Source organism: Paraburkholderia hospita (assembly GCF_002902965.1).
Lineage (GTDB): Bacteria > Pseudomonadota > Gammaproteobacteria > Burkholderiales > Burkholderiaceae > Paraburkholderia > Paraburkholderia hospita.
On sequence record NZ_CP026109.1, the window covers coordinates 112,630 to 125,346 of the forward strand.

Below are 12,717 nucleotides of genomic sequence, written 5' to 3' on the forward strand. Positions count from 1 at the left end.
CTACACGTCCGTGGCGGGCTTGGCGCATGGAAAGGAGCGTCTACCTGCGCTCACGCGCAGAAGATGACAAGGCGGCACAGAGTGTCCTCTTTGTGCACGTTGTTTGACGGCTTGAACTTGGGCACAGGGATCGTTTGCAAACAAGCCACCAGGTGCTCCGAGGCCTGGCCAGTGCTTTTTTTGACCAGTTGCCGTGGCGCAACTTGCTATATGGGGAGTTTTCATGCAGATCGCAACGATGCGGTTGAAGACGCGTATCGGTCTGTGTTTTGCCACACTCGGGCTCTTGTGTGTGATGGTCGGGATGCTGGGAATCAAGGGTATTGCGGATGCGAACGCGAGGGCCGACGCATTTTATGTGCAGGTGGCTCTGCCTACACAATATCTCCAGAATGCCTTTCGTCTCCAGAGTGTTCAGGCGATCCAGCTCTTCGAGGCCATGTCTATCGATAATGTGACGGCCCGGAAGGATCGGTTTGATGTTATTGACACGCTGGACGAGCCGGTGGAACGGCAGTTTGAACTGTTCCGGCGCAGCAGGAAGCCGCCTGCCGTACAAGCGTTGGTCGCCGAATTCATTCGAAACCGCGAACAACTCAAAAAGGGATTTGCTGAAGCAGTGCGCCTGGGGCGCAGCGATAACATGGGGAAAGCCACCACTGTTATGGCTGAACAGGTACGTCCATATGCCCTTTCCATGGGCAGGGAGATCGATATGTTGTCCGATTCGCTTGGAAAAGCGGCGGATGATGCACGCCAGCGGGACGATGCCGCGTACAGGCAGACCAAGGAGCTCATCGCCGGACTGTTAATCCTCGGCGGAGTGGCTCTTTTGGTCCATGTCTGGCGTGAAATGAGGCTGTTGGGACGTAGTCTCCAAAAGCTTCAGGCATCGCTTGACGATACGAGCCGGACGTTGGACCTGACATGTCAAGCTCCCGTTGAAAGAATGGATGAGATCGGTCGTACAGCGCTAGCCTTTAATGAGTTGATTAGCCGCTTTTCGGAGGCGATCCGCGCCGTCATTGTAGCGATGGAAAATGTGGGAATTGCGACCAGGCAGATTGCGGAAAACAACGCAGAACTTTCGATCAGGACGGTCGAGCAGGCGGAATCTCTGGAAGAAGTTGCGGCCAGCACTACGCAACTGGCAGAGTCTGTGAGACAGGGCGCCGATAATGCTATGCATGCCAGACAGCTGGCGACGAGCGCAGTCCGCATCGCTGAACAGGGAGACGCGGCCGTCGAGAGTATGGTTCAGACGATCGGCGCGATCAACCAGAGATCGATACGGATTTCCGAGATCACTGGTCTTATCGAAGGTATCGCCTTCCAGACTAACATCCTTGCTCTCAATGCCGCTGTTGAAGCGGCGCGAGCTGGCGAGCAGGGGCGCGGCTTCGCCGTCGTCGCAGGGGAAGTCCGGGCGCTTGCCCATCGCTCGTCTTCAGCGGCCAGGGAGATCAAAGAGCTGATTGAATCCTCCGCTGCCATTTTTACGCAGAGCGCCAAGCAGGCCTGTCATGTCAGTGGCACGATTACGGAGGTCAAAGACGCTATCGATAAGGTCTCGCAGATCGTGGCCGAGATCGCCGACGCATCTGTGCAGCAGAAGCTCGGAATACAGCAGGTTAATCAGGCGTTGATGCAGATGGAAATACTGACACAGCGGTACGCGGCGGTAGTCGAACAGGTGACGGCGGCTGCTCGATCACTCGATGAGCAGGCCGCGAAACTGGACGTAGCCATCTGTGTCTTTGCAGTGGGGGATTCAATACGCGGATGACGCTAATATTCATGAACAGAACCGAAAATAGTCCGACCGCGTTCTGGGTCTCATCGGTGATTGGCGGCCAGTCCATCACGCCCCTTTCTGTCGATGCCGCCGTCATCGTATAACGTTCTTCCGGATAGTGGATGACATGCGGGGTATCCGGCACGGTGCAGGATCGCGATCATTCTTGTCCTCAAGCCCGAATCTGCCGATTGATATGCCGGTATCCTTTGAGGGTCACCGGTCAACCAGGATGGCCGTAGCCCGGACAGACCCGGGAAACAGCATCACTGGTTGCTCTGTGGCAGCTCCCCGGCAAACGCGCGCTCGAGAAGAGCGCGCAACGCAGCCCGATCCAGCGGGCGCGGATTGGGGTAGGCGGACATCATTGTCAGTTCCAGGACCCGATCGATGCCTTCATAAGGCATGCCGATATCGCGAAGCGAGACGGGCGCGCCAAGTTCCTTCGCAAGCTGCCACATGCCGGTTGGAGCGTCCTCCGTGCCAATTGCGTCTGCAATGCGTCGCATGACCGCAGGGACCGCCGGTGCATTGTATGCAAGCGCGTACGGAAGAATAACGGTATGCGTCTGTGCGTGGGGCAAATCGAAGCTTCCGCCCAACGTATGACAGAGTTTGTGATGGAGTGCCATGCCGACGTTGCCTAACACAGTGCCGCACAGCCATGCACCGTATAGGCAACCGCTCCTCCCTTCGCGGTCTTCCAGATTTGTTTTCAGTTTAGGAAGCCCTTTTGCCAGGGCGCTGATGCCCTCAATCGCCAGAAGGTCCATGATCGGATTGGTATCTTGAGCGTAGAGCCCTTCTGCGGCATGAGCGATTGCGTTGATTCCGCTTGTCACGGACATGGCGAAGGGGAGAGTCGTAGTGAGCTCAGGATCGTACAGGACGGCCCGCGGTAGTACGCGTATGTCCCGGCCGGTTTTCTTGAGGCCTGCGTCGGTGATACCGTAGATGGGCGTCATTTCGGAGCCGGCATAGGTCGTGGGTATCGCGAGGATAGGGAGTGCAGATTCGAGTGCGATCGCTTTTCCTAGCCCCGTGGTTGAGCCGCCGCCGATTGCAATGGCGCAGTCGGCACCCAGACGTCGGGCTTCGTCGCGGGCAGCGCGTGCAACCTCGATGGGCACATGCATGACTGCATTGGCAAAGATGCCGGCGCACCGGCTACCTAGCCTGTCCGCCACCATTTCGGCGTAGTGTGCCTGGTCCGGCGTCGACAGGACAAGGGCCTTGCTGGCGCCGAGAAGTTCGACTTCGCGCTCCAGATGCCGGATCGCTCCAGACTCGAAGACCACGCGAGGAAAGCTGCTTTGAAAAGTGAATTGTTGCATCACAACCGTCCTGACACGGGATAGTCAACCTGGTGGCGTGCAATCCGGAGATCGCCGACCATTGCTTTGGCGCGCAGATGCGCAGGATGGAAGGCGTAGTTGTCGAGCGCTTCCCGGGAGTCAAACTCACTGTAAAGGACGACGTCGCACGCATAGTCCGTTCGGCTGATGTCTATACCGATTTCGAGACGACGCAGCCCCGGGACCTCACCGTTGAGTTCTTCGAAGACCTTTTTGAGGAGGAGTGCCGCCTCGGCCTTTTCGCCGAGCGTGTTGCCTCGCAGATTCCACATCACTATGTGCCTGATCATCGCCCTTCCTCACCTACCAGCCGTCGTGGGATTTAGCACGAAATCGTATTCGAGCGTATAGAAGGCGGTGTCCATCTGAGAACCGTCTGGGGCTGTCCCGGGAGGGTGACGCAACCAGTCAGCAATCAGTGAGGAGCGGACACCGAAAACCGCGTCTGAATCGAGATATTTCCCGCCGCTGCGAAAGACGTGGGTGACGAGTGTTTGATAGCCTTCCTTACCGATCATGAAATGCAGGTGGGCTGGCCGCCATGGATGTCTTCCGGTGGCACGCAGCATTTCACCCACTGGCCCGTCGTGTGGAATCGGGTAGGGTTCAGCCACGATGGAGCGGAAGTAATAACGGCCGGTTTCGTCGGTGCTTAGTACCCCGCGGGCTTGGGACTGTTCGAGTCCCTCATACTGTACGTCGTAGTAGCCATCCGCGTCCGCCTGCCAAACCTCCATGCGTGCGTGCGCGACGGGTTCCCCGGACAAGCCTCGAACGACACCGGATACAAAGCATGGCTCACCCTTGGCGCCGTTGGCAACATCCTCTCCGAGTGTATAGGCGGGCGCATTTTCGACATGAAAGGGTCCAAATACGGTCGCCTCGGTGCACCCCACTGGCTTCCTGTTGTTCATCGCCATTGTGAGCGTCGAAAGGCCCAGCGTATCTGAAAGCAGAATGAATTCCTGGCGTTTTTCGTTGCACATCTGACCTATGCGCGTCAGGATCTGAATTGCAGCCATGAGTTCTCCCTCAGACAGTTGCACTTCGCGGGCAAAGCTGTGCAGATGCTGGACGAGGCTGAATAAAAGTAGCCGGAGTCTTGGATCGCTGGTGTTAGCCAGCTGGGCGATAACGGACTGGGTGATCGTGTCTTCATTAAGGTCTTGCATATTCGGTGCCTTTTGATGAGATGACGTTCGGCTAGATGCGACCGGCTTTGCCGGGTATCGGTGCCGGAGGATTGATCCTTTCGGACCCTGCCAGAGGGATTTTGCTACACCGCGAAGATACCTTTACTGAGCGAGCGGCTAAATGCTAAAAGCGGAAATCAGCTTTCCGAGAAATGGAAAAACGAGGAGCAGAGATTGGACAAGTGGAGGGAAATGGAAGTGTTCGTCAGGATTGCGGAGTTGCACAGTCTGAGCAAAGCGGCAGACTCTCTCGATCTGTCGAAGGCTGCGGCGAGCCGTCATCTTGCGGCGCTTGAAGAGCGGCTAGGGGCACGTCTTGTCGAGCGAAGCACGCGTCGGCTTTTTCTGACGGATGTCGGACAGAGCTTCTTCCATCGCTGCAAGGCGCTGCTAACGGAGGCCACGGAAGCCGAGTCGGAAGTCAAGGCCACGATTCTCGATCCCGTCGGGACCCTTCGTATCACGGCGTCGCTTTCTTTCTGCGTCAAGCACATCACGCCTCTTTTGCCCGAATACAACAGAAGGTACCCCAACGTCACAGTGCATGTCGAGGTGGCCAATCGCTATGGTGATCTGATTGACAGCGGAATCGACATCGCCATTCGCACGCGCGAGTATGAACCGGACTCCAGCATAACCGTTCGTCGCCTGGCGCAAACACGGAGGATCCTTGCTGCATCGCCGCACTACCTCGACCGGTTTGGAACACCCAGGTCGCCCGAGGATCTGCAAGCACATAGGCTCCTGCTATACACGTTGGCGAACCAGTCGCATGAACTCCATTTTCTGCGCGGCGAGCAGAAAATGGCTGTACCGGTAACCGGCTTTTTTGAGGCGAACGACGGACAGGTTATCCGTGCGGCGGCAATGGAAGGTCTAGGCATTCTGGTCCAGCCGTTGTACATCATTCATGCTGATGTTGTCTCGGGTCGCCTTGTTCCCGTATTGAATGACTGGGACCTTCCCCGCCTTACGATCAATATCGCTTACCTCAGCCGTAAGCACATGTCGGCCAAAGTGCGAACCTTCAGCGATTTCCTTGTCGCGCACTTCCAGCAGATGGAATTCGAGAGGCGTTGGACGGCATGACCCTTCGCAGGTAGCAAGCCAAGGGTTTGTACCTCTGAAGGGAGCCGCGACGGCCGTCCCGCGGGGAGGCCTTGCCGCGTGTACGACGCAGGGCGCATCGCGCATGTTCGATACCGTACGACCAGGCGCATAATCTACGCCCCTGCCTATGAGAAATGAAAGGCACCAGCATCGAAAATTCGACATCTCGTGCGGTAGCAAAAAACCAATGTATCGAGCGGCGGCCTGGTTCTCATTGAATACCTGTTGACGACGCGATTTGGTAAGGTTAGTTTACTACATCGGCGGACACGCCATAACCTGTGCAAACCGGTCGAAAGACTGATAACGCTTTGTGAGATCCAGATGCTGCCAGTGAAATGCTCGGTTGTAGTCGTTGGGGGAGGCCCGTGTGGTTTGATGCTCGCGAATGAGTTGGGTCGGCGAGGCATTGATATTACCTTGGTGGATGAAAAGCCTGATACCGCGTTCAATCCGCAGGCAAACGCTACGCAGGCAAGGACGATGGAGTACTTCCGACGCCTGGGAATTGCCGATGAAATAAGAAGTTTGGGCATGCCTGACGAGTTCCCCACCGATATCGCCTATTTCACCCGCTTTTGCACGCATGAGCTTGCCCGGGTGAAGTTACCCTCCGCCAGGGAAGCGAAGGCTCAGGCCGATGGCCTGGACAGTCTATGGAGCGCTGCCGAATTGCCGCATCGCGTGTCGCAGAAGTACGTCGAGGCGGTACTACGCCGGCACGCCGAACAGATGCGAGGTGTCAGCATCAATTACGGCTGGCGCATGAACGCCTTCCGTCAGTTCGATACCTATGTGGAGGTTGATGTTGAACGCATCCGGGACGGATTCCGGCAGACGCTGAACTGTGAATACCTGGTTGGGGCTGACGGTCCGCGTAGCAAGACACGAGAAGCGCTCGGCTTCCAATACGGCGGCGAGACGGGGATCGTACGGGACTTCATGGGCGGACGCATGTACGCCATCTATGCCCGGTGCCCGGACCTCTACCGCCTCAGTCCGAATGCGCCGGCATGGATGAATGTCTGCTTTAATCCGGAGCGCCGGGCGTTCATGGCCGCAGTGGACGGCAAAGGCGAATTTGCTTTCCATACGCAGCTCAAGCCGCACGAGGTCGATGCGGAGATCACTGAAGACGACGCGCGGCGTATGTTCCAGTCAGCGGCCGGGGCCGAGCTCGACGTGGAGATACTTTCGAGGGGATCGTGGACAGCCGGGCATGCATTGGTCAGTAACGGCTTTCAGTCCGGCCGCGTCTTTCTGGGTGGTGACGCGGTTCACCTGTTCACACCGACCGGTGGGTTGGGCTACAACACTGCGATCGAGGATGCCGTGAATCTTGCGTGGAAACTCGCAGCCGTCATCAGGGGGCAAGCGCGGGAAAAACTGCTCGACACCTATGAAGCGGAACGACAGCCAATTGCGCGGCGAAATACGCAGTACGCAAGACGCTTCGCGGACTCCCTCGGGCTCTTTCAACCGGTGCCGGAAATTGAAGCGGAAAGCGCATCCGGTGCAGATGCCCGGCGTGTTGCAGGGGCATATTTTGAGAGTCACGGACGTGCCGAATTCAAGATCCCGGGTGTAACGTTCGGTGGCCGGTATGATGGCTCCGCGGCCATCGTGTCAGATGGCACCGATCCACCCGAGGATAAGGCAAACGTATATATTGCTACCGCGTGCCCCGGCGGGCGGCCCCCGCATCTCTGGCTTCCGGACGGCAGTTCATTGTACGACGCCTTCGGCTTGGAATGGACTCTGCTGTGTCTGGGGCCGATCCAGAAAGACGCATCCGTGATGGCAGAAGAGGCCAGGCGACGCAACCTGGACCTGAAAGTGGTGAGTCTGCCCCTGCCTACCGCACGTGATTTATATGGGGCTGATTTTGCATTGATTCGACCGGATCAGGTAGTCGGATGGCGGGGTGATTCATGCGACAGTGCAGCAAGAATTTTTCGCCAAATATTGGGCGAATGATGAGTGTGGCGTTGGGCCGGATTGTTAAGGTTTGTTGCCAGGGAGTGCCGGACGAAACCTAACCACCTCGCCCTAAACTGATGTGCCGGCCCGCGTGTTTGATGTCGCATGGGAAACTTCAAAAATGCTGGCTGTTGAGGAACTTGTGCGGCACGCCCACCTGCCAATTCGTCTTCGTATGCACCCTGATTGCGAACATAGGCACTCGGAAGCGGGTTCTATTGTGAATACTGGAAACCGGATTTTTGATGAAACGCGAACAACTCCACGAGTGGCGTCATCATAACGTTGGACGCCTGCTAAATTACGCTGTGCAGCGATTTGAAAAAAGAGTGCTTCAATTGATGACCGCAGCCGGTTACCAATCCGTGACTCTCAGCCATATGTCGGTCACACGCAACCTTGACATTCAGGGTACGCGCGCAACCGAAATTGCCAGGAAGGCAGGGGTCACGAAACAATTCGTTGGGGAACTCGTCGGTCAGCTCGAGGAACTTGGTTTGGTTGAGCGGGTCCCCGATCCTGATGATCGCCGCGCGCGGATAGTACGTTTCACGCCGGAGGGCCAGGCGTGGCTTGCTGCATTCGGCGTTGCGGTCAGGCAGTCTGAGCAGGAGATGAAGAAAGAGCTTGGTGCCGATCACTTCAAAATGCTGGGAGAGGCACTTCAGAAATACGGCAAATCGGAGTGAACGGTTCGCGGAGGTTGCATTGCGCAGCACATCCGGAAGGGTTCCTTTGGAACGGAGATGTCGAGGAGGGCTGCTGCACGAAGCTGAACGTCGCAGTCCGTGAACTCACTACAGGCGAGCGTCTGTTACGGAGGCAATATGGAATTTCGCGTTTCTTTTTACTCGTCTGCTTCTGCTCCACGATGGCAGCAAACACTTCCTCGTACGGTGCCGCGCCTTCTTGCCCGATGGCTGGGGCGACCTGGTTCGTTAACGGCATGGTTGCAAACACTTGGGGTTGTGGAGGTTCGAGTGATCAAGGAAGGTTTGGCCATTACGCGAGGTGGATTTCCTTCGTCAGGTGCGCATGTGTTCTCCGGCGCTGTCTGGGCGAGAGAAACAGTTCTCTCAGTTGACGGCGTCCCTGTTGTCGCGGCTCGAAGCACGGCAAATTCGGTTGATGCGCGTGCGGCGTGGAGGAGGCTGAAGGACCTTGGTTCCAAACCCTTGGCCACAATTCTCTACAGTGATCCGACCGTGTCACGCAGTGCCTTTTCTTATATGCCTTTGGGAAGACCACCATTCCTGTCGGAGTCGGACCGCGAGCTCAAGTCCAGCATTCGAGCTTGGGCGCGCTCTTCGGTCTTTTATCGGAAAGGCTCTCCGCTGATGGTTAGTGAAGTATTCTCACCGGATCTCTTGTCGTTCCTTAAAACAAAAGACTCCTAAGGGTGTCGCCCGACCTGACCACTTCACCAGCTTTGTATCAAGGCGACCCGCCCCTCCCGCAATCAGGGGGCATCGGCATTGCATGCTATCCGGTTCCGCGAGAAAAGCGCTGGTGATTCGGGCGCCGCTTGTCGGCGGCGGGTCGTGATTGGCGGCGGTTCGACGTCTGGCCACGCATCCACGAAACGTTATAGGCCAAATTGCATTGCCATTGCGAATTTGAGGCGTCGATGCTGATCTTCGAAAATTGGACTGACGCGCGCGGCGCGGATGGGGCGGCACAACAGGGCGACCACGGGAGTGTTCGATTGCATCGCTTTACGCGTTTCGACAATTCAATAGTCACTAGCAAAGCTACGCTCATAATATTTAGAAGGTTTCTGCATCCTGCAATTCGTTGGACGCGTCGGAAGGCTCTGCTTGTCTCATTAACGACAGCTTTCCAGATGGTTATTGGCGTGACTTAATGCACTGTTGGAATCACTATCGAGGTACTTTCTAAAAAATGGGGACTAGAGGAGATAATATGGAACGCGCAACGTTGGACAAGTTGGCCATTCGTGAAGCAGTCCAGAATTGGGCGGTCTGGCGCGATGCTGGCGACTGGGAGCGGTTTGCGACCGTCTGGCATCCCGAAGGCGTGATGATGGCGACTTGGTTTCAAGGCACGGGGGACGAATTCATTCGCGTGACGAAGGAAGGATGGGCACGCGGGGTAAGCATTCTGCACTTCCTTGGCGGCACCTCGATTGACCTTGCTGGTACTCGCGCTATCGCGCAAACGAAGATGACGATTTCGCAGCGCGGTGATGTAGACGGTCATCGGTGCGACGTCGTTTGCACCGGGCGCTTCTATGATTTTTACGAGAAGGTGGATGACAAGTGGCTTCTGCGCCTGCGTCAGCCGATTTACGAAAAGGATCGCGTCGACCCTGTCGAGAGTGGCGTCAAGCTAAATCTCGAGTCCGAATTGCTTGGTCAGTTCCCGGAAGGCTATCGCCATCTCGCATATCTTCAGGCGAAGATCGGTTACAAGGTCAAGACGGACATGCCTGGCCTCACGGGTCCGGTCGTGGACGCGCTGTATGAGCGCGGCCGTAGGTGGCTCGAAAACGGGGAGTTGTGATGAAGGGATGCGCGGTAGTGTTCGATTGACCTGATTGGCGCGTTTTTGTGGGCGCGGCGAAATCGAACGCCGTTGATTGACGCCCGCCACCTCGTCCGTACCTCTTTAGGCGCTCGAGCACTTGCGCTGACCGCGCAGACGCCGCAGCGTGTGGTACATCCCTTGTTCAAAGCGCTAACCAGGCACGTCACTCCGGAACCGGAATACCTCCAGGCGAAGCGGGCAGCTCATTTGCCCTACCGGCAGGCGGCGGCCATGCTCAAGGAAGTGCTGCCGCTGGACAAGGGCGTTTCGTCCAGCGGCACGCGGGATCGGATTCTCGCCCTGGGAAAACAGCTCGACGGTGATATCGAGCGTGACATTGCGAACCTGCCCCAGGCCGTTTCTGACGTACAGGTTCGCGAATCCGGCCATGTCGCCGCCCTGAGCGTCGGCTCGGCGTGGCTGCGGAATTGCGACTCCGGGAGAGACCCCGGCCGCCACGTGAACATCGTCGCCGTCCGGGCGACATTCACGGATGGCCCGCCAAAGCAGTATGCGTATGTGCACAGGGAAGTCACCTCGGCTGCAGCGCGACTCGATCAATTCCTCAGCCGTTACGGTGTGGCGAGCGATGAACGCGTGACCGTGATCAGCGATGACGCTGGGGAATTTGCAAAGACCGTCGAGGGCAGTCAACTGGCTCGCGGCCGGATCCTCGACTGGTTCCACGTCGCGATGAAGTTCCAGGCGGCGCAGCGTTCCGTGTTCGGCAGCAAGATGATCGACTCGTTGGAACGGGAGTCGGTGGAGACCGAAATCATCCGCGCCAAGTGTTTGGTCTGGCATGGCAAGGGCAGCAAGGCGGTGAGCGGATCAAGGCACTGGACAGTCGGCTGCTGGCGATAGAGGGATACGAATTCAAAACGCTGTGGTGGAATCTGAACACTGTCTCCAGTTACCTGAGGAACAAGGCGCATACGCTGGTGAACTACGGCGTCCGGCATCGCAAGGGCCTGCCAATCAGCAGCAGCATCGCCGAGTCCGCGGTGAACCAGAGTGTTAACCACCGTATGGCCAAGAAACGACAGATGCGCTGGACTGATGAAGGGGCGCACTGCATGCCACAGGTCAGGGTCGCGGTTTTGAACGGGGAATTCTCGCCTCGTCGCATCTCGGCGCTTAAGATTGCCGACTCAGGTTACGGCAAATAGTCGGCAGGCGGGCACTCACCAACGGACAGCACAGACCGCGCAATCATGCCGTGAGTCAGGGAGTGCTGACGAAATCGACATCCCCAACTTTTTCACGCTCTCTTCTACGGCTATGGAGCGCGACATCCGACGAACTGCTCGTTACCCTGTGCCGGATCTACCCTCGGGATCTTTCTGCGCTGGCTGTGCTGCTGACGCTGTCGATAGTCGGCGCTATAAACATCGGATACGCTTAACCGTTTCGCCTGGCTCTAGGACGAATGAGCGTGCCAGATAGCCGTTGCTCCATGATATGTGCGACCCAACCTACGCTTCTGCCTATCGCCCAGAGAGCCGACGCGCTCCTATGTGGTAGACCAAGCGCTCGTGCGACAACGACCAACCCAAGCTCAAGAGAGGGCTTCAAACCGGTTTCCGTGTACACCTCTTCCGCGAAGGAGCGAACATCAGACACGGCATCGTTTGGCGCGAGTTCGTTCGTCAGATCGAAAAGCCACCCGGCTCGCGGATCGCCCTGAGGATAGAGTTGGTGACCGAACCCGGGCAGTTTGCGTTGCGTATTCCTTCCCAACAGCAAGGCTTCGCGCAGGTTACCGAGACCCTGATCACCAAAGAACAGGCCATCCAGCCGGTCACACGCACCGCCTAACAGATGGCCCGAATGCGCGCCAATCGCAGCGATGAGACAGGCTTGCAAACCTGCACCCGTTGAAGCGACAACCCTTGCCGCATACGTTGCCGGCGATAGTTCATGGTCAGCGCAACAGATAAACAGTGTGTTGAGTGCGGCCGTTGCGCGTACGCTTTGCTCCTTGCCAAGAGCACGAAGCGCCAGGCTTGCGAGGGACTCGCCTTCACATCTCCGGACGAATTGTCCGCCGTCAACCAGCAGCCCCAGGCATCCCGCGTAGGCGGAAATGATACGGCGTGCCAGCCGTGCCGTATTGCCGGAGCGCAGTTCTTCCGCTGCAGACTCCCCCAAGGCGAGCGAGGCCGCGGCCATGACGCGCAGGATAGGAATGTGACCCTCGCCCCGCTGTAAGGCCGCGATTGCCGGTTCAACATTGGTCGGCGCCGGCTCGTCGGTCCAGATTACGGGCTCGTCGATCAGTACTCCCGTCCAAAGCAGTTCTGCGACGTTTTCCAGATGCCCGGGATGCGCTGCGAGATCGCGAGCGTTGATGCCGCGGTACCGGGGGCCTTCCGGAGTAATTTCGGTTATCGCACTTGGGATCAAAAAACTGCCGTTGATCAGCGGTTGAGCGGCGTCGACCGTCGCCGTCGGCCGCAACTCGCCCGTCGGCGTTTTCCTTGCCAACATTTTCTCGACGTCTTCGCGCGCGTACATCGACTTCCGCGAACCGGGGACCGAAGCTCTTCTAAGGATGCCTCGGCTGACATAGGCGTAAAGCGTCTGTTTTTTGATGCCGAGCAACTGCATTACGTCCGAGGCGCTGAGAAATGGCTCCATAGCCGACCATGCGAGTCAATGTTGATCCAGTATAGCACGCGCAAGCCTCAAGAGATTGCCTGGGGCTAGCACGATCATGAAACTGAACCATACGCAG

The 12,717-nt window shown here is 57.5% G+C and carries 12 protein-coding genes; 8 read left to right on the forward strand and 4 right to left on the reverse strand.

Annotated features, from left to right (window positions below; genetic code table 11):
• Nucleotides 1-223 precede the first annotated feature (223 nt).
• Complete coding sequence (locus tag C2L64_RS49325; RefSeq protein ID WP_143055760.1) at nucleotides 224-1,786, forward strand: methyl-accepting chemotaxis protein; 1,563 nt, start codon at nucleotides 224-226, stop codon at nucleotides 1,784-1,786.
• A gap of 275 nt (nucleotides 1,787-2,061) precedes the next feature.
• On the opposite strand, the gene C2L64_RS49330 is transcribed toward C2L64_RS49325, so the two are convergent.
• Genes C2L64_RS49330 through C2L64_RS49340 form a run of 3 tightly spaced genes read right to left on the reverse strand, consistent with a single transcriptional unit; the run spans nucleotide 2,062 to nucleotide 4,322 of the window.
• A complete protein-coding gene (locus tag C2L64_RS49330; RefSeq protein ID WP_090836542.1) occupies nucleotides 2,062-3,129 on the reverse strand; it encodes a maleylacetate reductase in 1,068 nt (355 codons plus the stop codon).
• The gene (locus tag C2L64_RS49335) at nucleotides 3,129-3,422 is read right to left on the reverse strand and encodes a Dabb family protein (RefSeq protein ID WP_244212345.1); all 294 of its coding nucleotides are present in this window, start codon (nucleotides 3,420-3,422) and stop codon (nucleotides 3,129-3,131) included. The genes C2L64_RS49330 and C2L64_RS49335 overlap by 1 nt, the downstream gene beginning before the upstream one ends.
• Before the next feature lie 27 nt (nucleotides 3,423-3,449).
• Entirely contained in the window at nucleotides 3,450-4,322 is an 873-nt protein-coding gene (locus tag C2L64_RS49340; RefSeq protein ID WP_090836546.1) for an intradiol ring-cleavage dioxygenase, read from the reverse strand.
• Nucleotides 4,323-4,517: 195 nt separating this feature from the next.
• Here C2L64_RS49340 and C2L64_RS49345 point away from each other — a divergent pair, with 195 nt between their 5' ends.
• The 7 genes from C2L64_RS49345 (at nucleotide 4,518) to C2L64_RS53865 (ending at nucleotide 11,149) form a co-directional block, all read left to right on the forward strand.
• Entirely contained in the window at nucleotides 4,518-5,432 is a 915-nt protein-coding gene (locus tag C2L64_RS49345; protein ID WP_090836548.1) for a LysR family transcriptional regulator, read from the forward strand.
• Nucleotides 5,433-5,831: 399 nt separating this feature from the next.
• Nucleotides 5,832-7,430: an FAD-dependent oxidoreductase gene (locus C2L64_RS49350; RefSeq protein WP_244144605.1), complete on the forward strand. Its 1,599-nt coding sequence runs from the start codon at nucleotides 5,832-5,834 to the stop codon at nucleotides 7,428-7,430.
• 248 nt (nucleotides 7,431-7,678) lie between these two features.
• Nucleotides 7,679-8,122, forward strand: coding sequence for a MarR family winged helix-turn-helix transcriptional regulator (locus tag C2L64_RS49355; protein ID WP_090836553.1), 444 nt, complete (start codon nucleotides 7,679-7,681; stop codon nucleotides 8,120-8,122).
• A gap of 138 nt (nucleotides 8,123-8,260) precedes the next feature.
• Entirely contained in the window at nucleotides 8,261-8,830 is a 570-nt protein-coding gene (locus tag C2L64_RS49360) for a chorismate--pyruvate lyase family protein (protein WP_090836556.1), read from the forward strand.
• Between the two features lie 526 nt (nucleotides 8,831-9,356).
• Nucleotides 9,357-9,956, forward strand: a complete 600-nt coding sequence (locus C2L64_RS49365) for a nuclear transport factor 2 family protein (protein ID WP_090836558.1) — start codon at nucleotides 9,357-9,359, stop codon at nucleotides 9,954-9,956.
• Nucleotides 9,957-10,211: 255 nt separating this feature from the next.
• Nucleotides 10,212-10,844, forward strand: a complete 633-nt coding sequence (locus C2L64_RS49370) for a hypothetical protein (RefSeq protein WP_090836561.1) — start codon at nucleotides 10,212-10,214, stop codon at nucleotides 10,842-10,844.
• A 77-nt stretch (nucleotides 10,845-10,921) separates the two neighbouring features.
• Complete coding sequence (locus C2L64_RS53865) at nucleotides 10,922-11,149, forward strand: hypothetical protein (protein WP_143055761.1); 228 nt, start codon at nucleotides 10,922-10,924, stop codon at nucleotides 11,147-11,149.
• A gap of 232 nt (nucleotides 11,150-11,381) precedes the next feature.
• Here the strand turns inward: C2L64_RS53865 and C2L64_RS49375 are convergent, their stop codons facing one another.
• The gene (locus C2L64_RS49375) at nucleotides 11,382-12,620 is read right to left on the reverse strand and encodes a citrate synthase (RefSeq protein WP_090836564.1); all 1,239 of its coding nucleotides are present in this window, start codon (nucleotides 12,618-12,620) and stop codon (nucleotides 11,382-11,384) included.
• Between the last annotated feature and the right edge of the window lie 97 nt (nucleotides 12,621-12,717).